The 26433-nt window shown below is 70.2% G+C and carries 21 protein-coding genes; 14 read left to right on the top strand and 7 right to left on the bottom strand.

Annotation, left to right across the window (positions count from 1 at the left end):
- The first annotated feature begins 4 nt into the window (after nucleotides 1–4).
- Together OG598_RS05480 and OG598_RS05475 are read left to right on the top strand one after the other, a co-directional pair.
- Entirely contained in the window at nucleotides 5–3919 is a 3915-nt protein-coding gene (locus OG598_RS05480; RefSeq protein ID WP_328653329.1) for a Pls/PosA family non-ribosomal peptide synthetase, read from the top strand.
- Nucleotides 3916–5256 (top strand): M1 family metallopeptidase, encoded by a 1341-nt coding sequence (locus OG598_RS05475; RefSeq protein WP_328655280.1) that lies wholly within the window; start codon nucleotides 3916–3918, stop codon nucleotides 5254–5256. Before OG598_RS05480 ends, OG598_RS05475 begins: the two co-directional genes overlap by 4 nt.
- 102 nt (nucleotides 5257–5358) lie before the next feature.
- Here OG598_RS05475 and OG598_RS05470 read toward each other — a convergent pair whose 3' ends face one another.
- The 3 genes from OG598_RS05470 to OG598_RS05460 all read right to left on the bottom strand — a co-directional run bounded on the left by OG598_RS05470 (nucleotide 5359) and on the right by OG598_RS05460 (nucleotide 10227).
- Nucleotides 5359–6630 carry a CehA/McbA family metallohydrolase gene (locus OG598_RS05470; protein WP_328653328.1) on the bottom strand — a complete coding sequence of 424 codons (1272 nt, stop codon included), beginning with the start codon at nucleotides 6628–6630 and terminating at the stop codon, nucleotides 5359–5361.
- Between the two features lie 82 nt (nucleotides 6631–6712).
- Nucleotides 6713–7177: a response regulator transcription factor gene (locus tag OG598_RS05465; protein WP_328653327.1), complete on the bottom strand. Its 465-nt coding sequence runs from the start codon at nucleotides 7175–7177 to the stop codon at nucleotides 6713–6715.
- 92 nt (nucleotides 7178–7269) lie between these two features.
- Complete coding sequence (locus OG598_RS05460; RefSeq protein ID WP_328653326.1) at nucleotides 7270–10227, bottom strand: AfsR/SARP family transcriptional regulator; 2958 nt, start codon at nucleotides 10225–10227, stop codon at nucleotides 7270–7272.
- Nucleotides 10228–10352: 125 nt separating this feature from the next.
- Between OG598_RS05460 and OG598_RS05455 the strand changes: the two genes are divergently transcribed.
- Together OG598_RS05455 and OG598_RS05450 are read left to right on the top strand one after the other, a co-directional pair.
- Nucleotides 10353–11186 carry an alpha/beta fold hydrolase gene (locus OG598_RS05455; RefSeq protein WP_328653325.1) on the top strand — a complete coding sequence of 278 codons (834 nt, stop codon included), beginning with the start codon at nucleotides 10353–10355 and terminating at the stop codon, nucleotides 11184–11186.
- Nucleotides 11187–11202: 16 nt separating this feature from the next.
- Nucleotides 11203–12054 (top strand): alpha/beta fold hydrolase, encoded by an 852-nt coding sequence (locus tag OG598_RS05450; protein WP_328653324.1) that lies wholly within the window; start codon nucleotides 11203–11205, stop codon nucleotides 12052–12054.
- Between the two features lie 81 nt (nucleotides 12055–12135).
- On the opposite strand, the gene OG598_RS05445 is transcribed toward OG598_RS05450, so the two are convergent.
- Entirely contained in the window at nucleotides 12136–13002 is an 867-nt protein-coding gene (locus tag OG598_RS05445; RefSeq protein ID WP_238680893.1) for an alpha/beta fold hydrolase, read from the bottom strand.
- A 435-nt stretch (nucleotides 13003–13437) separates the two neighbouring features.
- Here OG598_RS05445 and OG598_RS05440 point away from each other — a divergent pair, with 435 nt between their 5' ends.
- The 7 genes from OG598_RS05440 (at nucleotide 13438) to OG598_RS05410 (ending at nucleotide 20837) form a co-directional block, all read left to right on the top strand.
- Nucleotides 13438–14778 (top strand): carbohydrate-binding protein, encoded by a 1341-nt coding sequence (locus OG598_RS05440; RefSeq protein ID WP_328653323.1) that lies wholly within the window; start codon nucleotides 13438–13440, stop codon nucleotides 14776–14778.
- Between the two features lie 164 nt (nucleotides 14779–14942).
- A complete protein-coding gene (locus tag OG598_RS05435) occupies nucleotides 14943–15485 on the top strand; it encodes an RNA polymerase sigma factor (protein ID WP_238680895.1) in 543 nt (180 codons plus the stop codon).
- Nucleotides 15482–16309 (top strand): hypothetical protein, encoded by an 828-nt coding sequence (locus tag OG598_RS05430; RefSeq protein WP_328653322.1) that lies wholly within the window; start codon nucleotides 15482–15484, stop codon nucleotides 16307–16309. Before OG598_RS05435 ends, OG598_RS05430 begins: the two co-directional genes overlap by 4 nt.
- Nucleotides 16306–17178: an ABC transporter ATP-binding protein gene (locus OG598_RS05425; protein ID WP_328653321.1), complete on the top strand. Its 873-nt coding sequence runs from the start codon at nucleotides 16306–16308 to the stop codon at nucleotides 17176–17178. The genes OG598_RS05430 and OG598_RS05425 overlap by 4 nt, the downstream gene beginning before the upstream one ends.
- Entirely contained in the window at nucleotides 17175–18785 is a 1611-nt protein-coding gene (locus OG598_RS05420; RefSeq protein ID WP_328653320.1) for a hypothetical protein, read from the top strand. Before OG598_RS05425 ends, OG598_RS05420 begins: the two co-directional genes overlap by 4 nt.
- Nucleotides 18782–19486, top strand: coding sequence for a hypothetical protein (locus OG598_RS05415; RefSeq protein ID WP_328653319.1), 705 nt, complete (start codon nucleotides 18782–18784; stop codon nucleotides 19484–19486). Before OG598_RS05420 ends, OG598_RS05415 begins: the two co-directional genes overlap by 4 nt.
- 139 nt (nucleotides 19487–19625) lie before the next feature.
- Complete coding sequence (locus OG598_RS05410; protein WP_328653318.1) at nucleotides 19626–20837, top strand: esterase-like activity of phytase family protein; 1212 nt, start codon at nucleotides 19626–19628, stop codon at nucleotides 20835–20837.
- A gap of 50 nt (nucleotides 20838–20887) precedes the next feature.
- On the opposite strand, the gene OG598_RS05405 is transcribed toward OG598_RS05410, so the two are convergent.
- Complete coding sequence (locus OG598_RS05405; protein ID WP_112734824.1) at nucleotides 20888–21157, bottom strand: hypothetical protein; 270 nt, start codon at nucleotides 21155–21157, stop codon at nucleotides 20888–20890.
- A 33-nt stretch (nucleotides 21158–21190) separates the two neighbouring features.
- Between OG598_RS05405 and OG598_RS05400 the strand changes: the two genes are divergently transcribed.
- Together OG598_RS05400 and OG598_RS05395 are read left to right on the top strand one after the other, a co-directional pair.
- Nucleotides 21191–21694: a GNAT family N-acetyltransferase gene (locus OG598_RS05400; RefSeq protein ID WP_328653317.1), complete on the top strand. Its 504-nt coding sequence runs from the start codon at nucleotides 21191–21193 to the stop codon at nucleotides 21692–21694.
- A 361-nt stretch (nucleotides 21695–22055) separates the two neighbouring features.
- Nucleotides 22056–23183: a hypothetical protein gene (locus OG598_RS05395; protein WP_328653316.1), complete on the top strand. Its 1128-nt coding sequence runs from the start codon at nucleotides 22056–22058 to the stop codon at nucleotides 23181–23183.
- Between the two features lie 23 nt (nucleotides 23184–23206).
- Here OG598_RS05395 and OG598_RS05390 read toward each other — a convergent pair whose 3' ends face one another.
- Both OG598_RS05390 and OG598_RS05385 read right to left on the bottom strand, forming a co-directional pair.
- Nucleotides 23207–24217 (bottom strand): mechanosensitive ion channel family protein, encoded by a 1011-nt coding sequence (locus OG598_RS05390; protein WP_328653315.1) that lies wholly within the window; start codon nucleotides 24215–24217, stop codon nucleotides 23207–23209.
- A gap of 245 nt (nucleotides 24218–24462) precedes the next feature.
- Nucleotides 24463–25380 carry an NADP-dependent oxidoreductase gene (locus tag OG598_RS05385; protein ID WP_328653314.1) on the bottom strand — a complete coding sequence of 306 codons (918 nt, stop codon included), beginning with the start codon at nucleotides 25378–25380 and terminating at the stop codon, nucleotides 24463–24465.
- Between the two features lie 384 nt (nucleotides 25381–25764).
- Between OG598_RS05385 and msrA the strand changes: the two genes are divergently transcribed.
- Nucleotides 25765–26271: a peptide-methionine (S)-S-oxide reductase MsrA gene (gene msrA, locus OG598_RS05380; protein WP_328653313.1), complete on the top strand. Its 507-nt coding sequence runs from the start codon at nucleotides 25765–25767 to the stop codon at nucleotides 26269–26271.
- Nucleotides 26272–26433: the final 162 nt, after the last annotated feature.

The raw sequence follows: 26433 nt of genomic DNA, 5'->3' as shown, positions 1-26433 counted from the left end.
CCCGGTGCCCGTAACGAGTGATCCTCAGGTGGTCGCGCTACCGCCGACAGCTGCCGCACCGGTGAACCCGGCGGTGTTCCGATCCTCCACGGCCCCGGCCCGCCGCACGCTTGTCGACATTCTCGACGACTCCGTGCGCAAGCATCCCGAAGCTCTTGCTCTCGACAACGGTGCTACGGCGCTGACGTACCGCGACCTGGCCGATGAGGTCGAGGCCGTACGGAGGTCGCTCTCCGGGCACGGAATCGGTGTCGGCGATCGGGTGGGCGTCCGGATCTCCTCCGGTACGGCGGAGCTGTACCTGGCGATCCTCGGCGTTCTCGCGGCGGGTGCGGCCTACGTGCCGGTCGACGCGGACGATCCCGAGGAACGCGCCGAGCTCGTCCTCGCCGAGGCGGGGGTCGTGGCGGTCCTCGGTGACGGGCTGGCGGTGTCGCTGCGGCGTACCCCCGCGGGTCGGACCGGCCGGCCCGGCCCGGACCACGACGCCTGGATCATCTTCACCTCCGGTTCGACGGGCACCCCGAAGGGTGTGGCGGTCAGCCACGGCGCGGCGGCGGCTTTCGTCGACGCCGAGGCGCAGTTGTTCCTCGCCGAGGAGGCCAGTGAGCCGGTCGGTCCGCAGGATCGGGTCCTGGCCGGGCTGTCGGTGGCGTTCGACGCGTCCTGCGAGGAGATGTGGCTGGCGTGGCGGAACGGCGCGTGTCTCGTGCCGGCCGCGCGGTCACTCGTCCGCAGTGGCGTCGACCTTGGTCCGTGGTTGGCCGAACAGCGCATCTCGGTGGTGTCGACGGTGCCGACGCTCGCCGCGCTGTGGCCGGTCGAGGCGCTGGAGGAGGTCCGGCTGCTGATCTTCGGTGGGGAGGCCTGCCCGCCGGAGCTGGCGCAGCGGCTGGCCGTCGAGGGTCGCGAGGTCTGGAACACCTACGGACCGACCGAGGCGACCGTGGTCGCCTGCGCCGCGCGGATGACCGGCGAGGGACCGGTACGCATCGGGCTGCCGCTGGCCGGCTGGGAGCTCGCCGTGGTCGACGGCTTCGGTGTTCCGGTCGAGATGGGTGAGACCGGTGAGCTGGTGATCGGCGGGGTGGGCCTCGCCCGCTACCTGGACGAGGGCAAGGACGCCGAGAAGTTCGCGACGCTGCCCGCGCTCGGCTGGCAGCGGGCGTACCGCAGTGGGGACATCGTCCGGGCGGAGCCCGAGGGTCTCCTGTTCGTCGGTCGCGGTGACGAGCAGGTGAAGCTCGGCGGACGTCGGATCGAGCTGGGTGAGATCGACGCCGCACTGCAGGCGCTGCCCACCGTCGCCGGTGCGGCAGCGGCGGTGCAGCGCACCGCCGCGGGCAATCAACTGCTGGTGGGGTACGTCGTTCCGCACGACGGCGTCGCCTTCGATGCCGCGACGGCGGCGCTGCGGATCCGTGAGCAGCTGCCGGCCGCGCTGGTGCCGCTGCTGGCCGTGGTGGACGCGCTGCCGACCCGGACCTCCGGCAAGGTGGATCGGGCCGCACTGCCCTGGCCGCTGGCCACCCCGGCCGACACGCTGGCTGAGCTGACCGCGACGGAGCAATGGCTCGCCGGCGGTTGGGCGGAGATCCTGGGCGTACGCCCCACCGAGGCGGACGCGGACTTCTTCACCCATGGCGGCGGCAGCCTGAACGCGGCGCAACTGGTGGCGTGGATCCGGCACCGGCACCCGCGCGTCTCGGTGGCCGACATCTACCTTCACCCGAAACTGTCGCGGCTCGCGGCCGTGCTCGACGCGCTCGACAGCTCGGCGGTGACGCGCCGGGAGGTCCGGCCGGTGCCGAGGCGCGCCGGGCTGATCCAGGCCGCGATGATGGTGCCGATGCTCGCGCTGGTCGGGTTTCGCTGGCTGACCGTTCTGGCCGCCCTCGGCAACGTCCTCGCACTGTTCGCTCCCGCACCGTGGGCGCCGGCCGTCTCCTGGTGGTGGGTGGCGCTGGGCTGGCTGGTGCTGTTCAGCCCGCCGGGTCGGATAGTCCTGGCCGCCGCGGGAGCGCGACTGCTGCTTCGTAAGGTCCGCCCCGGCAGCTATCCACGCGGCGGCGGTGTGCACCTGCGGCTGTGGGCCGCCGAACGCCTCGCCGAGCTGAGCGGCGCCACCAGCGTCGCCGGAGCATCCTGGATGATCACTTACGCCAGGGCCCTCGGCGCGCAGATCGGGGCCGACGTGGACCTGCACTCCGCGCCGCCGGTGACCGGCCTGCTGAAGCTCGGCCGGGGCGCGGCGATCGAGCCGGAGGTCGACCTGTCCGGCCACTGGGTCGACGGGGATGTCGTCCGCATCGGCAGGGTTCGCGTCGGTGCCGACGCACGGGTCGGATCCCGCAGCACCCTGATGCCGGGCGCTCGGGTCGGCAAGGGTGCCCGGGTCGCCGCGGGCTCGACGGTGGCCGGCGCCGTACCGGCGAACCACCATTGGGCCGGCTCACCGGCAGCCGCCGCCGGCAAGGATTCGAACGGGTGGCCCGGGCGGCGTCCCCCTCGATCGCGGATGGGTGCACGCCTCTGGCCGCTCGCGTACGGGATGACCGCCCAGGTGCTGGGCCTTGTTCCGGTAGTGGCCGCCCTGCCGGCGCTCGCCCTGCTCGGCTGGACGCTCGCCGTCCGACCGACGGTCGGCGCCGTGCTGGGCGCCGTCGCGGTGGCGACCGTCGCCTACGTCGTGGGCTACGCGCTACTGGTGCTCGGGGCCGTCCGGGCGCTCAGCATCGGCCTGCGCGCCGGGTATCACCGGGTGCAGGGGCGGGTGGCGTGGCAGGTCTGGACGACCGAGCGGCTGATGGGGATGGCCCGGGTCGGGCTGTTTCCGCTCTACGCCAGCCTTTTCACACCGGTGTGGTTGCGGCTGCTGGGCGCGAAGGTGGGGCGCGGGGTGGAGGCATCCACAGTGCTCGCGCTGCCGGCGATGACCACGGTCGCCGACGGGGCCTTCCTAGCCGACGACACGATGGTCGCGACCTACGAGCTGAGCCACGGGTGGTTGCGGGTGGCTCCGGCCCGCATCGGTAAGCAGGCGTTCCTCGGCAATTCAGGAATGGCGGCGCCGGGGCGTTCGGTGCCCAAGCGTGGGCTTGTCGGCGTGTTGTCGTCGGCGCCGTTCAAGGCGAAGAAGGGCTCGTCGTGGCTCGGCGCACCGCCGATGCCGCTGCGCCGGACGGTGGAGGCGGCCGACACCAGCCGCACCTTCGACCCGCCGGTCCGGTTGAAGCTGGCCCGGGCTGCGATCGAGCTGTGCCGGATCGTTCCGGTGATGTGCGCCGGCGCTCTGGCGATCGGCGTGCTGGCCGTACTCGCGCTCGTGTGGCGCGCTGCCGGGTGGTGGGCGGCCGCGCTCGCGGCCGGGCCGGTGCTGCTGGGTGCGGCGATCGTCGCCGCCGCCATCGCGACGGCCGCGAAGTGGTTGCTGGTCGGGCGTTTCCGGGTGGCCGAGCGTGCGCTGTGGACCTCCTTCGTGTGGCGCAACGAGCTCGCCGACACGTTCGTCGAGGTTCTCGCCGCGCCGTGGTTGGTCCGCTTCGCGACCGGCACGCCACTGCTCGCGGCGTGGCTGCGCACGCTCGGTGCGAAGATCGGCCGGGGTGTCTGGCTGGAAACCTACTGGCTGCCCGAGTACGACCTGGTGCGGCTGGGCGACGGCGCGACGGTGAACCGCGGTTGTGTGGTGCAGACCCACCTGTTCCATGATCGTGTGATGAGCATGGACGAGGTGACACTGGGCGCGGGAGCCGCGCTGGGCCCACACGGCATCGTCCTGCCGGGCGCGAGCATCGGGGCGCGGAGCACCGTCGGGCCCGGTTCGCTGGTGACCCGCGGTGACGCCGTGCCGAGCGACAGCCGGTGGTTGGGCAACCCGATCACCACCTGGTCGGCGCCAGCGGCACGGTCGGCATGAGCCCGAAGGCGTCGGCGTCGAGCGGCGCAACGCCCGGCGCCGGTCGCTCCGGCGACTCCTACCTGCCCGAGCACGGCAACGGCGGCTACCGGGTGCTGCACTACGACCTCGACCTCGACTACCGGGTCGTGTCGAACCGGCTCGGCGGCCGGGCGGACATCAGCGCGGTGGCCGAGCAGTCGTTGTCGCGGTTCACTCTCGATCTCGGTCGGCTCCGCGTCCAGGACGTCCGGGTGGACGGGCGCCCGGCGAAGTACCTGCACCGGCCGGACAAACTGCAGATCAAACCCGAGCGGCCGATCGGCGCCGGGGACACCTTCCGGGTGGACGTCCGGTACGCGGGAAAGCCGGTGCCCATCTCCGGCCGGTGGGGCGAGCTCGGGTGGGAGGAGCTCACCGACGGGGCGCTCGTGGCCAGCCAGCCGAACGGATCACCGTCCTGGTTTCCGTGTGACGACCAGCCGGGCGCCAAGGCCACCTTCCGGGTGGCGGTCACGACCTCCTCCGCGTACACGGTGCTGGTGACCGGTGATCCGGTGCTCCAACGCCGGGGCGCGGGCAGCACGACCTGGGTGTACGAGCGGCGCGAGCCCACCTCGCCGTACCTGATGAGCGTGCAGATCGGACGCTACGAGGTGGTGGACCTGACAGTGGGCGAGGTGGTGCAGCGTGCCGCGATCCCGCCGGCGCTGCGCAGGAACGTCGCCCACGACTTCGGCCGGCACGGCGAGATCATGTCGGCGCTGCAGCGGCTCTTCGGGCCTTACCCGTTCCGCGAGTACGTCGTCGTGGTCGCCGACGACGACCTCGACGATCCCGTCGAGGCGCAGGGCATGGCCGTCTTCGGACGCAACCACGTCGACGGGCGGCGCACACACGAGCGGCTTCTGGTGCATGAGCTGGCCCACCAGTGGTTCGGCAACAGTCTGACGGTGGCGGACTGGCGGCACATCTGGCTCAACGAGGGCTTCGCCACGTACGCCGAGTGGTTGTGGTCCGGGGTCTGCGGCGACCTGTCCACTGACGCCTTGGCCGCACGGTGGTACGGGTGGGTAGCGGATCGTCCGCGGGAGGTCGTCGTCGCGGATCCCGGTGTCGACCGGATGTTCGACCCGCTGGTCTACAAGCGTGGCGCGCTCGCGGTGCACGCTCTGCGGAAGAGGGTCGGTGACGACTCGTTCTTCGCGCTCCTGCGAGCCTGGGTCGACGAGCATCAGCACGCGACGGTGACGACAGCGCAATTCCGGCTGCACGCCCAGCGCTTCGCCCGCGAGCCGCTGGGCGATCTGTTCGCCGCCTGGCTCGACAGCCCGACGCTGCCACCGTTTCCTCGCTGACCACGCCGAGACGCGACCACCTCGCGAAGCCGGATGCCGGTCCCGGAAGGCCGACGCAGCCGCGCGCGGCTGGCCGGCATGCCGGGACCGGCACCTCGACGGTCACTGCCGGAGCCACCAGGGGCTGGTGTAGGCCACGCCGAAGTCGTTACACGGGTGGCCGGCTGGGCCGGGGGTGCCGTTGGGCACTGACGGGTCGGAGATCCGGAGCACCACCCAGTCGCCGTCGGTGACGTCGAGCGGCACTGTGAAGTCGGTGACCTGACCGTTGACGGTGTCGATGACGTCGACGACGGTCGGCGCCGAGGTGCCGGGGCGGAGGACCTGGATCCGCAAGGGCTTGCCGTCCCAGGCCGTGCCGCGATCCAGGTCCAGCAGGAACCGGATGTCGCCGGAGGTCACGTTCAGCACGCCACCCATGCGTACGCCGTTGGCGGTGGCGTCCACCCGTAGGCCCGAGACGCGGGTGGCGAAGGAGCGGCGGGCGGCCATCGCCTCGAACACCGCCGCGCGGGTGTTCTCGGCGACCCACAGACCGCTGCGGCCCTTGCCCTCGTGGAAGCCCCACGTGGAGCCGTGCTCGTCGGTGACACCGGTCAGAGCGGGCCGCCAACCGGCGTTCAGGCAGGCCACCAGCGGCGACGCCACACCCGACGACCAGCCCTCGAAGAGGAAGTCGTCGGTCCGGTTGAACATCTCCAGCCCCACGAGCTGATCGCGGACCGAGGCGTTGAAGGAGAAGTTGTTGAACCGACCCGCCTCCCGGCCGGGGTGGTTGAAGCTCGCCAGACCCCCGGGTCGTCCGGCCAGCCAGTTGTACAGGCTGCCGGGGCTGCCGGCCCGCAACAGGTCGGCGAAGTCGGAGGTGTTCCAGACGTTGATGTGCCCCTGCAACGGATGCGACCACTCGAACCCGCGGATCGCTGTGAACCGGCCCGGGTCGTTGGCCGCGTTGGCCAGGTCACCGGTGGTCCGCCACTCGGACGAGCTGAGCCCGTCGATGGCGAAGAGGGTGGCGTGATCGGTCAGCGCGGCGACGTCCAGACCGGCCTCGCGCATCGAGGCGAACGCGGCCTCGGCGCTGCCGTCACCATCCGACATGACAGTGTGGTTGTGCATGTCGGCGTGGACCAGCATCGTGCCCTGGGTGATCCGGGATGACCGGCCGGCGCCGACCGCTGCGGTCGGGGCGCCGGCCGTCGTCGTGTTGGCCGCCCTGGCGGCGGTCGGTAGCGCGGCCAGCATCAGCGTTCCGCCGGCACCGGCCAGCAGCGCCCGTCGGCCGAGGCCCGCGGGGATCTCCACCTGGCCGTACGGCACGTCGTCGTCGGATCCGTGGTCGTGATGGCAGTGGTGTGGGTGATGTGCGGTCATGGCTATATGGATGTGGATAGATCTGACCGAGACGTCAAGCCGAGTCGTCGGTCAGGCGAACACTGCGGTACGCCTGGTGTTGCTAGCTGAGGGCTGGTCGCCGGACCAGGTCGGGCGCGGCACGTGCGTCCCGCCTCGCCAGTTCTCTGCGCGAGGTGATGCCGAGCTTGCGGAAGATCTTGCGTAGGTGATAGTCCACAGTGCTCGGACTGATGAACAGCTGTGCCGCCACCTCGCGGTTGGAGGCGCCGTTCGAGACCCGCCGCGCGATGTCCCGCTCCTGACTGGTCAGGCAGCAGCTCTGGGCGAAGTGGTTGGTCGTGTCGTGGCCGGCCAGCCTGCTGCGCAGTTCGCGGCGGGATGCGACGCCCAGCCGGTGGAACACTCCGCGGAGGTGATGTTTGACGGTGTGGGTGCTGATGACCAGGTTCGTCGCGACCTCGACGTTTGTGGAGCCGGCCGCCACCAGCAGGGCGATCTGTTCCTGCCGTGGGGTCAGTACCGCACGGGGAAGGGCTCGGGCAGGCTCGGCTACGACGCAGCGCATGGTGCTCCTCGGGCGAGGGTTCGGGGTCTCGACGACCATCCGATCGCACCGTGGTGCACGACGAGTGCAGACTGAGTGCTCGCCCTATCCGCTCACGACGCGCCCCTCATCAAGCTCAAGCGGGCCCGCACATACGCGACCATTGTCCGGTATGTCTCGGCCTGCTCCATGCCGGAGAACTCGATCAGGTCCCGGAAGCCGTTGTCGGCGATCAGGCTCTCGAACTGCTGGCACCCCCGTTCCGCGCGCACCAAATCGCCCAGATCGAAGGCGGCCCGCGCGAGGATCGCCGCGACGGCACACCGGGGACCGTCCGACTCACAGACGCCTTCGGTCAATCCCCACTCCGACACCTTCACCGCTCGTTCGAGCCGGCCGAGTTTCCAGGAGGACTCGGCGATGAGCTGCGCGTAGTAGATCTTCAGGTGATCGAGGTGCTGCGCCACGGCAATGGCGAGCCCTTCGTCCGCGAACCGTGTGCCGGTCTCGAACCGATCGGAGGCCAGGAGCGCTCTCGTGAGTGTCAGCAGCGAAACGGCGAGCAGTTCCTGGTGCCCCGTCTGCCGGGCGAGACCCACCGAGCGCTCGCCGTACGCGTTGGCGGCGTCGTGGTCTCCACGCGACAACGACAGCACGGCGAGGTTTCGCAGGACGTTCGCCTGTCCGGCCAGCTCACCGGCGCCTTCGAAGATGGACAGGGCTCGACGGAGATGGTCGTCGGCCTGCGGCAGCGGGGCGAAGACCTCACCGACGGTACGCAGAAGTTCGGCCTCCATCAGCGGCTCGCCGAGCACGCCGACCAGATCGAGGATCGCGAGGACCGTCCGGGTCCGGCCCGGGGGTATGGAGTTGCTGCCCGGCGCCGAGGCGGCGAGGACCATGGCCGCCGCGTCCCGCCCCAGGCCATGCGCGAGGGCCAGATCGATTGTCGCCCACAGCGCGGCCCGTTCCCGTGCGTACCAGGCGGCAGCCTGTGGCACGGTGCCGAACGATTCAGGCGTCACCTCTGACGGCGGTTCGCTAACGGCGCCGACCGGCTGCCGGTGGTGCCTCGCGTACGCGGCGCGGGCCGAGTGCAGGTAATGCATGATGAGACGCCGCTCGTACTCCGGTCGTTCTTGATCCTCGTCGAGGAGCTCGCCCGCGTAGGCCCGCAACAGGTCGTGCAACACGTACCGCCCTGCCTGCGACTCGTCGAGCAGATTCGCTGTCACCAGTTCCATCAGCAGTGCGCGCGCCTGTGCGCGACCGACTCCGGCGACACTGGCCGCCGACTCCAGCGGGATGCCTGGCCCCGGGTGGACGGCGAGGGTACGAAACGCCTGCGCCGTTGCTGGATGGAGAGCCTGGTACGACCACGAGAACACCGATCGGACGTCGTCGGTCGAGTCCGCGCTGGACAACGCGTCGAGTCTGGCGGACGGCGCCGAGACGTCGCTGACGGCAGCGCTCAACGGCAGGGCCGGATTGAGAGCCACGCGTGCCGCGACGATCGCCAGTGCGAGCGGCAGCCCGGCGCAGAGCGTGATGACGTTGTCCAACGCCTCCGGGTTCGCTGTGGCGCGACGGGCACCGAGGCGGTTGATCAGAAGCTGGCGGGACTCGGCCCCGGTCAGCCGATCGACGTGCAGGTAACGTGCGCCCTCCCGGGTGACCAGGCTCGTCATCCGGTTGCGGCTCGTCACGATGACCAGACAGCCCCGGGAGGCTGGCAGCAGCGGGCGGATCTGCTCGGAGTCGCGCGCGTTGTCCAGGAGGATCAGCAGTCGACGACCGAAGAGGCGACTGCGGTAACGAGCGGCCTGCGCGTCGACGGTCTCCTGCGGTGACGAGACCGCCGGCTCGCCCAGTGACGCGAGCAACGTGGCGAGCGCCTCCTCCGGTGACATGACGCGTCCGTCCGGATCGAGACCCCTGAGGTTCAGGAACAACTGGCCATCGGGGAACTCGCTGGCGATCTGGTGGGCCCAGTGCACGGCGAGCGCGGTCTTGCCGATGCCACCCATGCCGCCGAGCACGGTGATCACGATGGTGCCATCGCTGAAGGCGTCAGACAGTTGGTCGTCGAGCACGGCGGCCACGTCGTTTCGGCGGACGAAGCCCGCGACCTGCGGCGGCAGCTGTGCGGGCCGGGGTGCCTCCGGCGGGCGCAGTTCCTCCTGCAGGGTCCAGCCGCTGGCGAGCAGTTCCCGATACGCCTCACGCAGCTCCGGCCCCGGGTCCACCCCCAGTTCCTCGGCGAGGCGTTGACGGGTCCGCTCGAAGACCCGCACCCCTTCCGCCCGGTGACCGGTGGCCACGTACGCGCGCATCAGGCACGCCTGTAGCGCCTCGTCCAACGGCACCGCGGCGGCCACGCTCAGCAGTGGGGTCAACACGGTGTCGGCCATGCCGTGGGCGATCGCTACCTCGCTGGCCGCGAGCGCCACCGCGACGCGCTCCCGTTCGATGGCGACGAACTCCGGCGAACTCAACGCACTCGTTGGAAGGTCTGTGAACGCGGGGCTGCGGCCAAGCTCCAGAGCAGTCAGGTACGCCCGAACACCGGCCATGACGTCCCCGCCGGCGAGCGCCTCGCGGGCCCGCCGCACCAACTCGCGATACATGGCCAGATCGGAGGCCTCGGTCGCGAGGACCAGCCGGTAGCCCGTACCGGCCGGTAGGAGGTACCGGCCGGTTTCGCGAACGTCCAGGTCCGGTTCGAGGATCCGCCGGAGGTTCCCGACGTGGCGGTGGATCTGGTTGGCGGCGCTGGCCGGCGGTTGTTCGTCCCACAGGCTGTCGATGATTGTGTCGAGGCCTACCGCGTCACCACCGGCGGCAAGGAGCTTGGCCAGGATGATCCGCTGGCGCACCGGGCCAAGGTCGACGTCCGAGCCGTCCCGCCGGCAGCCGAGACCGCCGAAGACCTTGAACTCGCAGTGGGACAGCGGCCCGTCCGGCAGCCTGCGGTCGGGCGTCGTCACGATTGACATCCTAGGGATGGAAGGGCAGCGGCTTCGCTTTTCGGCCCAGCCTGCGGTTTGCTCCGGGTCCCCCGCATCGCCCACTTCTCGTTGTCCGTCGGGTCGGTCGCCAATAACGGGGACTACGTGGTTCGGGTGATTCGCGAAAGGGTGTCATCTCCGTACCTTCGGCATGGTTCCACCGCGGAACGCAAGCCCAAGGAGTGCGCATGCCCCATGTCACAGTTGGCTCAGAGGGAGCCGACCCGATCGAGATCTATTACGAGGACCACGGCACCGGTACGCCTGTGGTACTCAGCCACGGCTACCCGCTGAGCGGGCAGGCCTGGGAAAAGCAGGTCTCCGCACTGCTCGCAGCCGGTTACCGGGTCATCACGTATGACCGGCGGGGTTGGGGCAATTCCAGCCAGCCCGACAGTGGATACGACTTCGACACGTTCGCCGACGACGTGAACGTGCTGCTCACGAAACTGGACGTACGCGACGCCATCCTCGTGGGTCACTCGATGGGAACCGGCGACGTTGCCCGGTACCTGGGCCGTTACGGCACCGAGCGGGTCGCGAAGGCCGTGCTGATGTCGCCGATCCCGCCGTTCCTCCTGCGGACTGACGACAACCCCGAGGGCGCACCGCAGTCGTTGTTCGACGGGTTCATCCAGGCCGCGCGGGCGGACCGGAACGGGTGGTTCAAGCAGTTCCTGGAGAACTTCTACAACGTAGACGTCTACGGCGGCTCGCTGGTCAGCGACGAGGCGTTCCAGGCAAGTGTGAACGTGGCAGTGGCCGGTTCTCCCGTCGCCGCGGTGGCCTGTATCCCGACCTGGCTCACCGACTTCCGTGCCGACCTGTCCACGATTGACGTGCCGGTACTCGTGATTCAGGGCGACCAGGACCGAGTCCTACCCATCGGGGTTACCGGCCAACGGCTGGCCGCCTTCATCGGGGATTCACGCTTCCTCGTCATCGAGGGCGGACCGCACGCCATTGCCTGGACCCACAGCGATCAGGTCAACGCCGCCCTGCTCGACTTCTTTGCGAATTGACATGAAAGGAAACACAGTGACATTGTCCTTCCGGCGGCGCCTCATCTCCGTAGGCGTGGTCATCGGTGCCCTCACCCTGGGTGGTGCCGGTATCGGCACCGCGCAGGCCTCGACGAGTCACACCCAGCTTTCGCGTCCCGCAACCGCCAAGCCGACAGTCGTGCTCGTGCACGGGGCGTGGGCGGACGGGTCGAGCTGGGACAAGGTGGCGGCCAAGCTCCAGCACGACGGCTACCGGGTGGTCACGCCGCCGAATCTGCTGTCCGGCGTGAAGAACGACGCCGACAATCTGCGCGCGTACCTGGACACCATCACCGGACCGATCGTCCTCGTCGGGCACTCGTACGGCGGCATGGTCATCACGAACGCCGCTCTGGGCGACAAGCAGGTCAAGGCCCTGGTGTACGTCGACGCGTACCTCCCGGACCAGCACGACACAGTGCTGTCGCTGACCTCGGCCATGCCGGGCTCGGTCTTCGCGGCCGAAGCGTCAACCGTCTTCGACCAGGTCGCGATCCCCGGTGACGACCCGCACAACGTCAACCTCTACGTGAAGCCGTCGATCTTCGGCACGGCGTTCGCCGACAAGAGCATTCCGGCCAAGGACGTGGCGGTGCTGGCGGCCCGGCAGCGTCCGCTGGCCTTCAACGCCCTGGTCGAGGAGTCCGGCGAGCCGGCCTGGCGCACCATTCCCTCATGGTCGGTGATCGGCAAGCAGGACGCCGTCATCCCTGCCGCCCAGCAGATCGCCATGTCCAAGAGGGCCAAGGCACACACGATCGAGATCAACGCGCCCCACCTGTCCATGGTCACCGACGCGGGCGCGGTCACCAACCAGATCGAGGCCGCTGCCAAGGCGACCGACTGACACGACGACCGGCCGTGGCATCGCTCACCGCGATGCCACGGCCGGCCTCTTCGCCGTTGCTGCAAGAGGGTCAGGCGACCGTCAGGCGGTCGTCCGGGCCGCCTCCAGGATGACCTCGGTGACCTCACCGGGATGCGAGATCAGGCCCAGGTGACCGGCGTCGATCCGGGTGATGTCGGCCCCCGCCCGCTTCATCATTTCCTCCTGGCGGGCCGGCGGGATGACCCGGTCCTCGGTGCCGATCACCGCCCATACGGGGATCGTCTTCCAGGCCGGCTCGGTGGCCGGCTCACCCAGGGCGTTCGTGGCCAGGGCGCTCTGGGACACGGCGAGCACCTCCGCCTGCCGCCGAGGCAGGCCGTTGGCGAAGCCGGTGATGAAGATCTTCGGCAGGACGTACGCGTCGACAGCGCCTTCCGGGGCGCCAGGGAACGGCACGAGCTTGAAGACGCTCGCGGGGTCGGTCAGGGCCGGCTCGAGCACCGAGCCGGAGCCGGCGGTGAGCTCCTCCACTGTCTCCCCCTTGTCCGGGGCGAAGGCGTCGACGAACACGAGTGCCTTGACGTTCTTGTTGCCGGTCAAGGCGTCGCTCGCCACGAAACCGCCATAGGAGTGGGCCGCGACCACGATGGGACCCTCGATGGTGGACAGGAAGTCCTTCAGGTAGCCGCTGTCGATCGACGGCCCCCGGTTGGGTTGCGGCGCGACCTGGACATCGAAACCGCGTGCCTGGAGTCTGCGGACCTCCCCACTCCAGCTCGAGCCGTCGGCCCAGGCGCCATGCACCAGGACGATCGTTGGTTTGGTGCGATGCCCCTCGTCCGGCGTTGGTCGCCCACCGCCGTCCGCGGACACGCCTGGGGCGGCTGAGCCGAGCACAGTCACCAGCGTTGCGGCGGCGAGCGTTGCGGCGATGGTCTTCGGCCGACGTAGCGAGATACCGAGCATGTCTCTTCTCCCTCGTTGGTCAGTGGTTTCCGAACGCGGGCAGATGCACACGGCCGCCAACGCGAGCGGGCCCACGCCGCGACCGGTCGGCAGCACCGCCGAGCAGCGCGCGTACCGATGGCGGCCGGCCTCCGCTGCCGCGATGACGTGCCTGATCGCCCGACCTCACCGTATTCGCGCCGAGCGCTAATCCGGGACAGAAGAGGAAAATAACTCAAGTTTCACCTTGCAGGATGACACGCCACGAACGGGTCACTCGACGGACCGGTGGACGCGACGCGCGGGCCGCGGCGGGAGTTCGCCGCAGGCAGCTTCGTGGCCACGAGGGTCGGCCGCTCCCCCGACTTCCCGTTATCTGTAAACAACCCTTGATATTAACTCTCGCGAACGTCAATATGTGGAGGTCGCGGGTCATCGAAGCCTGGGGAGTGAGCCATGAGAAGCCGTCGAATATTCGCAGTGGTAGCCGGGGCGGCGATGACCGTCACGGCCGCCGTCGCCTTCGTCCCCAGCAGCATGGCGGCCGTGCCCTCGGCCAACGCCGTCCCGATGGTCGCCTGCACCGCCCCCACCTGGGCCGAAGGCCCCACCTACCAGGCGGGCGCCCAGGTCACCTACGGCGGCCGGCTCTACCAGGCGCTGGTCACCCACACCGCGCACCCCGGCGCCGGCTGGAACCCCGCCTCGACCCCATCGCTCTGGCGTGACCTCGGCGCGTGCACGGGGACCACCCCGCCGCCCACCACGCCACCACCGACGACCCCGCCACCCACCACACCGCCACCCACCACACCTCCCCCCACTACACCGCCGCCGACCGGTGGGACCTGCGCGGTGAAGTCGCGGCCCACCGGCAAGGTGTTGCAGGGCTACTGGGAGAACTGGGACGGGGCCTCGAACGGCGTACACCCCGGCCTCGGCTGGATCCCGATCACCGACAGCCGGCTCAACCAGCACGGCTACAACGTGATCAACGCGGCGTTCCCGGTGATCCGCTCGGACGGCACGGTTCTCTGGGAGAACGGCATGGACGCCGGCGTGAAGGTGGCCACCCCGACCGAGATGTGCCAGGCCAAAGCGGCCGGCGCCACCATCCTGATGTCGATCGGTGGAGCCGCAGCGGGCATCGACCTGAGCTCCGCCGCCGTCGCCGACCGGTTCATCGCGACGATCGTGCCGATCCTGACCACCTACCACTTCGACGGCATCGACATCGACATCGAGACCGGCCTGACCGGCAGCGGCAACATCAACGCCCTGTCCACGTCGCAGGCCAACCTGATCCGGATCATCGACGGCGTGCTGGCCCGGATGCCGTCGAACTTCGGCCTGACCATGGCACCGGAGACGGCCTACGTCACCGGCGGCAGCGTGGTCTACGGCTCGATCTGGGGCTCGTACCTGCCGATCATCAAGAAGTACGTGGACAACGGCCGGCTCTGGTGGCTGAACATGCAGTACTACAACGGCAGCATGTACGGCTGCGCCGGCGACTCGTACCCGGCGGGCACCGTGCAGGGCTTCACAGTGCAGACGCAGTGCCTGAACAACGGGCTCACGATCCAGGGCACCACCATCCGGGTGCCGTACGACAAGCAGGTCCCGGGCCTGCCGGCGCAGACCGGTGCGGGCGGCGGCTACCTGTCGACGTCGCTTGTCACGCAGGCCTGGAACTCCGTGCCCGGCCTGAAGGGCCTGATGACCTGGTCGGCGAACTGGGACGGGTCGAAGGGCTGGACCTTCGGCGACAACGTGAAGCGCCTGCAGGGCCGCTGACGGGTGACGGCGCCGGGCCCACCGCCAGCCGGTCCTTCCGGCGGGCGGTAGGCCCGGCGCTTCGCATGGCTGACACCGCACTCGGTCGTCCGACGTGCCGACCGGGGACGAGAAGTCGTGCCACCATTGCGAACCAACGTTCGGTCCCGCTGCGATAGGTAGGCATGACCGTCCAGGACGACGTCGGCCTCCTGGCCCTGATCGCAGGCGGCGACCGGAACGCGTTCGAGGCGTTCTACCGTCGGCACGCGCCGTGGCTACGCCTGCGCCTGTGCTACCGGTGCGCCGACGACGCCCTCATCGACGACGTCGTGCAGGAGACCTTCCTCGCCGTGTGGACCGGCGCCGCGGCCTCGTTCCGGCCCCGCGACACCGACGCCGCTGCCTGGCTGTGGCGAATCGGGTCGCGCCGGCTCATCGACGCGCTGCGTCGCCGCACGTCCCGCGACCGGCTCGGCCGACTGCTGGCCCGCCTGCGCGGCCGCGACGAGTCGTCCGCCGAGGAGCAGGTACTGATCGGTCTCGAGCACGGCGACCTCGGCGGCGCCCTCGCCCGCCTCTCCCCGGAGCTACGCGCGGTCATCCGCGCCACCGTCCTCGACGGCCTCTCCACCGCCGAGGCCGCCGTCCTGCTCGGCATCCCCGCCGGCACCGTCAAGACCCGGGCGATGCGCGCCCGCCGGCAGCTGCGAGAGGAGTTGACATGACCTGGCATCTGCTCGACGAGGACCTACGCGCCTACGCCACCCGTACCCTCACCGCCCCTGGTCTGTGGTCCATGGAGGCGCACCTGGCCGCGTGCGGTGAGTGCCGCGAACGCCTCGCCGCCGCCGCGACCGACGACCTCCGGTGGGCGATCGACGCAGGCTGGGCCCGCCTCGACGCCGCCCTGGACGCGCCGCGCCCGGGGCCTGTCGAACGGTTGATGATTGCGGTGGGCGTGCCCGACCACACCGCGCGGCTGCTCGCGGCGACGCCGGCGCTGCGGCTGTCGTGGCTGGTGGCGATCGCGGTCACGGCCACGTTGACGGCGACGGTCGCCGTGTTCACCGACCCGGTCGTGTTCCTCGCGGTAGCCCCGCTGTTGCCGCTGGTCGCTGTCGCGATGTCCTTCGCGCCCGGCATCGACCCCACCTACGAGATCGCGGTGGTCGCTCCGATCCGCTCGTTCCGGTTACTGCTGCTGCGGTGCCTCGCGGTCCTGTCCGCGACCACCGCGCTGTCCGCCGTGGCCAGCCTCTTCATCTCCGAGTACGGGCTGCGCGCGACCGGTTGGTTCCTGCCGTCGCTCGCCCTGACAGTGCTGTCGCTGCTGCTCTCGCCTCGGCTCGGCGCGGGGCCGGCCGCGGTCGTCGTCGGCGTCGGCTGGGCGGCAGTGGTCGCCGCCACCTTCGGCGACCGGCTCGTCTTCACAGTGGCCGGGCAGGTCGGCGTCGTGATCGTCGGCGGGATCGCCGCGGTGGCGCTGTCCCGTCAGCGCGGCACCTACGACCGCTACCACGTCCCCGACCTGATGAGGAGGGTTTGGTGACTGCCGTTCAGGCAACCGGTCTGGCGCTGCGGTACGGGCGCACCACAGCGCTCGCGGACGTGTCGTTCACGTTGCGCACCGGGGTGACCGGCTTGCTCGGCCCGAACGGCGCGGGCAAGACGACGCTGCTGCGGATCGTCGCGACCGCCCTGCCGGCCGACGGCGGAACGCTGCGGGTCTTCGGCCACGACCCGAGCACACCACCCGGGCGGCTCGCCGTCCGACGTCTGCTGGGCTACCTCCCGCAGGACCCGGGCTTCCACCCGTCGTTCACCGTGTTCGAGTTCGTCGACTACGTCGCGATTCTCAAGGAACTCACCCACCGGACGACGCGGCACACCGAGGTCGCCCGGGTGCTCTCCGCCGTCGGCCTCGACGACCGACGGCGATCCCGGATCCGGACCCTGTCCGGCGGCATGAAGCAACGGCTCGCGCTGGCGGCCGCCCTGGTCGGCGACCCGGACCTGGTCATCCTCGACGAACCGACGGTCGGCCTCGACCCGGAGCAGCGGCTGCGGTTCCGGGAGCTGATCGCGGACCTCGGCGAGCGCAAGACGGTGCTGCTGTCCACCCATCAGACCGAGGACGTCATGTCGCTGTGCCAGGAGGTCGTGGTCCTCGACCGGGGCCGAGTGCGGTTCGATGGCAGCCCGGCAGAGCTGGCCGGGCTGGCCGCCGGCCGGGTGTGGACGAGCGCGGCGCGGCAGGCGGGGGCGTTGGCGTCGTGGCGGACGGGCACGGGGCTGCACCGCCACGTCGGCGACCCGCCACCCGGGGCCGCGCTGGTGCAGCCGTCGATCGAAGACGGTTACCTGACGCTGGTCGGCGCCGCCACCGAGGCGTCGGCGGTCGCGGGCGGCGCGCGATGACCGCGACCCTGACGGTGGCCGCGTCGGCCCGTCCCACGCCGTCGTCCACGCACGGGCGTCGGCGAGCGCTGCTCGCACTCGCCCGGTTCGAGTCGGTCCGGATGCTGCGACACCCGCTCACCATCGCGGCCGCGCTGCTGTTCCTCGGCCCGTGGCTGTGGGGCTCGTTGTCCGGCTCGGCCAACCGATATCCGGTGCTCCCCGACGAGCTGATCACCATCCAGCTGCTCGCATTGCCGATCCTCGGCGGGTCGGCGCTGATCGTGGCGAACCTCGTCACGCTACGGGCGCACCGACACCACGTCGACGCGTCCTACGACGTGCTGGTGCTGCCGCCAGCCTGGCGGGTCGGCGGGTTCCTCCTGGCACTGCTACCGCTGGCCGGCCTCAGCCTCCTGCTCGTCGGCGTCCGGGTCGGGGTCTCCGCGGCGCTGCCGGGCGCTGCCGGGTCGGTCGACGTCGCCGCGATGCTGACCCCGTCGGCGTTGACGCTGCTCCTCGGCGCCGTCGGGGTGCTCGCCGGGGTGCTGATCCGCTCCGTGCTGGTCGCCCCCCTGCTCGTCCTGCTCGTCCTCGTGCTGGAGTACGCGGCGATCATGGTGACCACACTGATGCTCATCGGGACCGGCTGGCGCTTCCTGTTTCCGGTCTACATCAGTGAGTTCCCGGCTCCGGTGCCCGCCGGTGTCTCCGACCGGCCCGCGGCCCGGCACCTGGTCTACCTGGTCGGGATCACCGTGCTGCTCGTCGCGGCCGCCGTGGCTCGGGCCCACGCACGGCGGTCGGTCGTCGCGGCCGGGCTCGCCGTCGGGCTGATCCTCACCGTCGGCGGCGGCCTGGCCCAGTCGCGACCCGACCCCGACATCGCGGTGGCCCGCGCGACCGTCAAGGACCGGCCGGCGAGCATCCAGTCGTGCGTCCCGCGAGGCGACGTCACCTACTGCTACTTCGAAGGGTTCGACGGGTTCGTTCCCGGGTGGGAGTCGGTGGTCACCGCCGTACGCGCGGTCGTGCCGGACAGCGCCGCCTCGTCCGGGCCACCGCTCGCGGTGCGGCAGCGGGCCCTCGCCGAGGAGATCTCGGCCGGGGGTTCCGGGTCCGTCGCCGAGGCCATGCAGGCGGTGGCCGCTTGGAAGGTCGAGGACGCGGCGGCGGGCACCCCGGAGGCGGTCCGGGTCGACACCGCGTGGGGCGACGATCGGGCAGCCGCCGCCCTGGCCGCCGAGGTTGCCTACCGGCTGATGGCCGCGAAGGCGTTCGACGGGGGGAACTTCCTGTGCGGGGCGCGGGCGGCGCTCCTGGTGTGGCTGGTCGGGCGGGCGTCGCCGACCACCCTGGCCGGGATGCGTTCGCTGGACGAGACGAGCACCGGTGCGCTCGTCTTCAGCGACGTATCGGGCTTGTACGGCATCTTGGCACCCGACCGTGCGGCGGCACCGGCGTTGGAGTTGCTGGAACGGCAGTCCGACGAGGTGCCACCACTCGTCGAGCGGCACTGGGCCGAGCTGACCGCGCCGGACACACCGCTGGAGCGTTTCGGCGCCATCTTCGGGGTGCCGATCCAGCCGCTCGCGCCGGACGCCGACGCGCCGCCGTGCGTCCCGTGAGCGACGTGCCCGCCGTCGGCGCGTCGGGGCAGGCCGCTGGCGGGCCCGTGCCGAGGCGGGGTGGGCGACTGCGGACGGTGACGGCGCTGCTCTGGCCAACGTCGCGGGCGACGCGGATCTTGCCGCTGCTGGCGGCCGGGGTCGTCGGTGTGGCGATCGTGACCCCACCGGCCGTGACCGGGTCGTTCCTGCCTCCGGACGAGCACATCACGTTGCTGCGGTTGGTGATGGCCTGCGTCGGCCTCGGCGTCACGTTCGCGCTCGACGACCCCGCGAAGCCGACCGCGGAGACCCTGCCGGTTCCGGCCTGGCTCGGCGCGCTGGTACGAGCAGCCCTCGCCACTGTCGTCGGCGGTGCGTGCTGGGCGGCGGCGCTGATGGTGACACGGTCCGGGCCGGAGACCGCGTCGCTGCCGTACGCGGACCTGACCCGTGAGGCCGCGACCGTCGCGGCGGTCGCGTTCCTCGCGTCGACAGTCGGCTGGCGACGTTCGCCGCGCGGGATCGGCAGTCCGCTCGCCGCACCGATGCTGCTGCTCGGGATGGCTGTGGTGGCGCTGCTGCCGACCCCGGTGGCGCTGCTCGTCGGCGTGGATGACGGCTGGGGCGCGGCTCACGACCGCTGGACGTACCTGTTGGCCGGGACGCTGTTGGCGACCGCCGGGGTGCTCGCCGTCCGCCGGTGCCCCCGGCACGGCTGACAGCCGTGCGGCATCCGCCGGCAATGTGACAGCACGGTTTGGGCGTGCATTCCCCTGTGGCCAGTTCGAGTTCATCGTGTCGCTCTACGGTGCCAGCGGACCGAGAACGCCCTGCTCGTACCTGGAGAGATGAGGATTGATGGCAGTAAGCAAGCGGGTGGGCCTGACTGCTGCGGTGGTCGCCCTGACCCTGACGCTGCCGGGCGCCGCGACAGCGGCCGCGGCCGAGCGGAACACGTGGGGCCAGGCCGAGTTGTTGACGTTCGCCGCGCTGCCAGCAGGGACCTTCGTTCCCGGCAGCGAACCGTCCGGCTCGTCGCTCGGCAGTGCCCCCATCAACGGGTTCATCCCGCCGTTCGCCGACCAACCGATCCAGGGGTTCAGCGGCGTCCTGCGCAACACCGACGGCACCTTCGACGTGCTGTCCGACAACGGCTTCGGCAACAAGGCAAACAGTGCCGACTTCGTGCTGCGTGTTCAGCGGGTCGCGCCCGACTTCGGCAGCGGCGCCGTGGACGTGCTCGGTGGCATCAACCTGACCGACCCGCATGGCAAGGTGCCATTCCCGCTCACTCGTGCCGACCGCGTGCTCACCGGAGCCGACTTCGACGTCGAGTCGATCACCCGGACGGCGGACGGCACGTACTGGGTCGGTGACGAGTTCGGTCCGTACCTGCTGCACTTCGACCGGGCGGGCCGCTTGCTACAGGCGCCGGTGCCACTGCCGGGGGTGTTCGCCCCCGAGAACCCGGGCCGCGGCGCGACCCCGGCCAATCTCGCCAGCAGCAAGGGCTTCGAGGGCATGGCCCAGTCGCCAGACGGTCGCACGCTCTACCCGCTGATCGAGGGCACGACCACTGGGGACCCGGCCGGCACCCTTCGGCTGAACGAGTTCGACACCCGGACCAATACCTACACCGGCCGGCGCTGGGCCTACGCGCTCGACTCTCCCGCTCACGCGATCGGTGACGCCATCATGGTCGACCGCGACCGCTTCCTGATCATCGAGCGGGACAACGGCCAGGGCGACACGGCAAAGGTCAAGAAGATCTATCTCGCCGACAAGCGTGACCGGAACCGCGACGGCCTGCTCGACAAGACGCTGGTCGCCGACCTGATGGCAATCGCCAACCCTCGGCACGTCGGCGGGTTCGGTGACCCGTTCACGTTCCCGTTCCAGACGATCGAGGACGTGGTGATCCTCGACGACCGCACGCTCGCCGTCCTCAACGACAACAACTTCCCGTCATCGGCGGGCCGGACGGCCGGCCAGGCGGACAACAACGAGTTCATCGTGATCAAACTCGACCGCCACCTGGACGCGGACAAGCGCATCCTGCGTCGCTACTGACCCGATGCCAGGGGTGGGCAGACCGACCGGCTGCCCACCCCTGCCGTGGGTCATCCCTCGGCAGTGGGTCGGCTGTGCACCACCAACTCGTCGATCTCCAACCGGCCGACGCGCAACTCCCGCACCACCGCCCGACGGATCGCCAGACGCCCGATGACCAGCGCCCCGACGGCCACAGCCCCGATCGCCAGCGCCCCCACGGCGAGGGCGCCGATCGACGCCGCCCCCGCGGCCCGCGCCCCGGTAGCCGCCGCGCCCGTCGCCACCGCGCCGTTGGCGCGCGTACCGGTCAACCGCATCAGGCTCACGTCTCGCTTCATCGCCCCATTGTCCGGGTACCGCTGGCCGCCGCGATGGCGGCGGTCGACAATCCACCCATGAACCCGAGCACGCTGACCATCACGTCGATTACCACCGCGGAGGAGGCCCAGGCTTTCCGGACGCTGAACGAGGAATGGATCTCCCACTTCTTCGCCATCGAAGAATCGGACCGCAAAACCCTGGGCGACCCGTTCGCGGCCATCGTCGACCCGGGCGGCGACGTGCTGATCGTCCGTGACGATGGGAAGATCGTCGGGTGTGTCGCCTTGGTCCGCAGCTCGGACGACGTCTTCGAACTGTCGAAGATGGCAGTGACCCCGACGGTCCGTGGCAAGGGCATCGGCCGGCAGCTGATTCAGGCGGCGATCGACCGGGCCCGCAGGCTCGGCGCGACCACCCTGTTCCTGGGTAGCAGCACCAAGCTCCCGAACGCGGTACGCCTCTACGAATCCGCCGGCTTCACGCATGTCAGCCCGGAACAGATTCCACTGCCGCCGTACGCCCGCGCCAACGTCTTCATGCGGATGGCGCTCTGACCGCTCGCACGTGTGGGGGTCTCCCAAGGACTACTGGTCTCCCCCGCCGGCCTCAGGCCGCGGGTGGCCCATGGCCTTGGCCAGGCGCATCAGTTCGGCGAGTGAGGCGGGTGGTGGTGGCGGCGGGCTCCTTCCACTGAATCCGCTGCACCGATCGGGGTGGTCTCTTAGGCTGCGTGGGCGGGGCGCCCGGTTCGACGAGTGTGGTTCGCGGTGGCGCTGTACGGGCTGGTCGGGGTGCTCCTCTCGGCGGCCTGGCTGTACCGCTACCTCAATCGGCACGGGAGCTGCCGCACCGGCGCCTGAGGCCCCGGTTTGTTCGCCGTCGGCGGCCGAGCCCGGCTACCGGTGAGGAGCACCGATGACGCAGAGTGAACAGGACCGCCCGGAGATCGTCGTCGGACTGGTGGCAACCCCGCCGGACCACCCGGCTCGGGTGGCCGCGCGGCTCACCGCCGAGCTGACCAGCGGGCTCGCCGAGCGGGTGAACGCCGACGTGCGGTGGATCGTCCGCGAAGGTTGGGGCGACGTGGCGCCGCGCCGCGACGGCGGCGTTGAGGCGCTACTCGATGATCTCGCCCAACGGCGTGCCGACGACCAGTGGGACGTCGCCATCTGCCTGACCGATCTGCCGCTGCATGCCGATCGGGTGCCGCTGGTCGCGCAGACCTCCGCTCGGCGTCGAGTCGCTGTCGTGTCCCTGCCCGCGCTGGGACTGCACCAGCTGCGAGCGACCCGCGCAGCCGTTCCGGATCTGGTGAACCGGCTACTGAACGAGGCTTCCGACCAGCGGTTGCCGCCGGCCGGCCGGGCACCGGCCGAAATGGCAAACCGGGTTCCCGCCGTCCACCGGGTGGTCGCCGAGGCCGACCCCGGTGAGCGGCGCTACGTCGCCTCGCGGTTGATCGGCCGGTTACGGCTGTTGATCGGCATGGTTCGCGCCAACCGTCCGGGGCGTACCCTGCTGGGCCTGTCGAAGCTGTTGGTCGGCGCGTTCGGCACTGCCGCGTTCGCGCTCACCACGGACACCATCTGGCAGATGGGTGCTGCGCTCGGCGGACTCCGGCTCACCGTGATCATGCTGCTCGGGCTGACGGCGTTGGTGGCCTGGTTGATCGTCGCGCACGACCTGTGGGAGAAACCGAGCCCCGAGACGCCGACCGAGCTGGCACGGCTGTTCAACCTGGGTACGATCCTCACCCTCACTCTGGCCACGGCGCTGTCCTACGTGGTGTTGTTCGTGGGAACGGTGCTCGTCGCGGCGCTGCTGATCGACACCTCAGTGCTGGAACAGACCTTGCAGCGGCCGGTCGACTTCACCGACTATCTGACGCTCGCTTGGATCACCAGCTCGCTGGCCACCGTCGGCGGCGCGATCGGCTCCGGGCTGGAAAACGAGGAAACGGTACGGGCAGCCGCTTACGGCTACCATCCCCGACCCGATGGCTGGCGGGACGAGAAGAGCGGGCAGTCCCACAGCGGGAGGTAGGCGGGCCGTCGGGCCCGCCCGATTCAAGGCTGATACTGACTGCGGGTGCGGGGCAACCACTGCGGATGATGGTCGCGCAGGTAGCGAACCAGTCCCTCGCGCAGGTCGCAGCGCAGGTCCCAGGCGCTGGCGCCGTCGGCGGCCGAGGCCTGCACCTGGATGACCGCTGTCTGGGGAGTGGAGTCGACCATCTGGAGCACCCACTGGTGGCGATCCCACAGCGGTGAGGACTCGACCAGCCGGCGCGTTTCCCGGCGTAGGTCGTCCAGGTCGGCCGTGTGGTCGACATGAATCTGGATCTTGCCGACCACCCGAGATTCGTTCCGGGTCCAGTTCTGAAACGGCCGCTCGGTGAAGTAGGTGGTCGGCAGGATGAGCATCCGCTCGTCCCAGAGCCGGATCACCACGTTGGTCAGCTTCACCTCCTCAACTCGGCCCCATTCGCCGTCCACCACCAGCACGTCGCCGACGTGCAGGCCGTCGGCGAAGGCGACCTGGACACCTGCGAATGCGTTGCCGAGCGCGGTACGGGCCGACAGGCCGATCAACGCGCCGACCACCCCCGCCGACGTCAACACGGAGACGCCGAAGAGGCGTACCGGCCGGAAGGTGATCAGGATCAGGCCGATCGCGACGATGGTGATCACGGCGACGGTGAGCCGCCGCACGGGGCGAATCTGCGTCCGGGCCCGCCGGACCCGCCGGCTGGCGACCGCGTCACCAGGCAGTCGACTGAACGCGACCACCTCGGCCACGTGCAACGCCTTGTTCACCAACCATGCCCCGGATATCACCAACGCCACCCAGGCGACGTGCCGCAGATGAGGCTGCCACTCGGCCGGACCCAACGGCAGCGCGTAGTACAGCGCCCCGGCCAGCAGCAGCGCCGCCGCCGGGCGGCGGCAGGCATGCCGCAGCGGCTCCAGCAGCCACCGGTAACGGCCACGGGCTACGCGCCGAACGACCATGCCAGAGATCAGGTCCACGACCACCGCCGTCGCCAGCGCGGCCACGACGATCAACGCGGTACGCATCAGAGGCCGCTCACCGTAGTCCCGATGCCAGCTTCCCCCGGCTCACTGCCCAGTCCACGTGCTCAGGGTGCCACCCCGACCAGTGGCAGGCGGCCAACACCGGCGAACAACCGCTGACCACACCTGCGTCAGCCGCCCGACTGTCGCTTCCCCGGAGCAGTTGCACTCGTACGGCCGGGGGGCCCGCTCGCCAGGCAAGCGGAGTGGTGGCGAGGCGCTGACCGCGACTGTCGCTGTCCTTGAACCTAGGAGCGAGCGCGGATGATCGTCTTTCCGGTGATCCGCTCGGTCGGGTTGAGAGCGGCGACGGCGTCGTCGAGGTCTGCGACGTTGCCGATGTTCGTCCGTAGTCGCCCGTCCCGTACCCGCTGGACGATTTCACCCAGTTGGGTGCGATCAGGCATCACGACGAAATCTATCGCGAGGCCGTCCGCGGGCCGCGCCTCGGACGGCCCGACAACGGACACCAGTGTGCCTCCGGCTCGAATGAGGCCTGCCGACCGCTTTCCGATGTCACCGCCGATGACGTCGAAAACCAGATCGACTCCGCCGACGTCTTCCACTGCCTCGTTGCCGAGGTCGACGAACTCGTGTGCGCCGAAGTCGAGCGCCCTTCGACGGTCGGCAGCGCGCCCGGTGCCGATGACATGAGCGCCGAACTCTTTTGCGAGCTGCGTCACCATCGACCCGACTGCGCCGGCCGCGCCGTGCACGAGGACGCTCTGCCCCGCCTGAAGGCGGCCGTGCTCGAACAGCCCCTGCCAGGCGGTCAGGCCAGAGATCGGCAGGCTCGCGCCCACAGTGAAGTCGACGTCGCCGGGCAGCGGCGCGAGGTTACGCGCCTCGACGGCCACGTACTCCGCCAGAGTGCCGTCGCGGGTCCAGTCCGTGAGGCCGAACACCCGCTGTCCCACCGACAGTCCCGTCGTGCCATACCCGAGGGCGCTGACCACTCCGGCCAGCTCGTGCCCGGGTATCGACGGAGTCCGGTCACGGCCGAGGCGATCGGTCCAGGTCGAGGGCCACGCCATCTCGGTCGGGACGAACCCCGACGCATGAATCTGAACGACGACGTCGTTGAGGGCCGGTTCCGGCTCAGGCCGCTCCACCAGCGTCATCCCGGCCGTTCCCGCAGCCTGGTCCGTCACCACGATCGCCTTCATCAGATATCTCCTTGTGTCCAGCCCTCGTCTGTACTGGCACGAGGAGCGCACTTGCGTTTCCCCGCATTGACGGCGCCAAGCCTCGGCGCCGACGGGCAAGTCGGGCGTCTCGTCGCTACCGGAGCCACCCCGTCGGACGTGCCGAACCTAGCTACGGTAAAACTGGTCTGTCAAGTCCAGTATTGGGTCACGTGGTTACTGCTGTGACTGGAAGGAAGTGCAAGCTCAGCCGCATTATCGACGCAGCCGTTGCCTCGGCCAGCCGCGCAGCACCTGGACCCTGAAGTCCATGTAAGGTGGGGGCTGCGGGAATACAGCCGACCCGGAGAGTGTCTGTACTTGCGTGTCCAGGTGGGCTGGCACGACGACAGGCAAGGAGACGACGTGAACACCGAAAAGGCAATCCTCGCCGGCGGCTGCTTCTGGGGCATGGAGGAGTTGTTCCGCCGCCAGCCCGGCATCGTGTCCACGCGCGTCGGCTACAGCGGCGGCGACGTCCCGAACGCCACCTACCGCAACCACGGCACCCACGCGGAGTCCATCGAGGTCGTCTACGACACCGACAAGACCGACTTCCGCGCGCTGCTCGAGTTCTTCTTCCAGATCCACGACCCGTCGACGAAGAACCGCCAAGGTAACGACATCGGCATGAGCTACCGCTCGGCGATCTTCTACACCAGCGACGAGCAGAAGCGGGTCGCCGAGGACACCATCGCCGACGTCGACGCCTCGGGTCTGTGGCCCGGCACTGTCGTCACCGAGGTCACCGCGGCCGGCGACTTCTGGGAAGCCGAGCCTGAGCACCAGAACTACCTGCAGACCTACCCCAACGGATACACCTGCCACTTCCCCCGGCCCGGGTGGAAGCTTCCGAAGCGGGCGACGGCCTGACACCTCCGGCGCGCGGACCCCGGGTCCGCGCGCCGGTCCGGGCCGAGGTGGCCCCTCCGAGCAATCTTTTGCGGACCAGATTTTGCGGACCAGATCGTCCAGGAAAACTCGTGCCACGACGATCCAGCAATAATGGGTACGCCGTCCACCTAGCCGTCGGGA

Origin of the sequence: Micromonospora sp. NBC_00330 (assembly GCF_036136635.1) — a bacterium.
GTDB classification, from domain to species: Bacteria; Actinomycetota; Actinomycetes; order Mycobacteriales; family Micromonosporaceae; genus Micromonospora; species Micromonospora salmantinae.
This window is presented reverse-complemented; position numbering and strand designations above follow the sequence as displayed.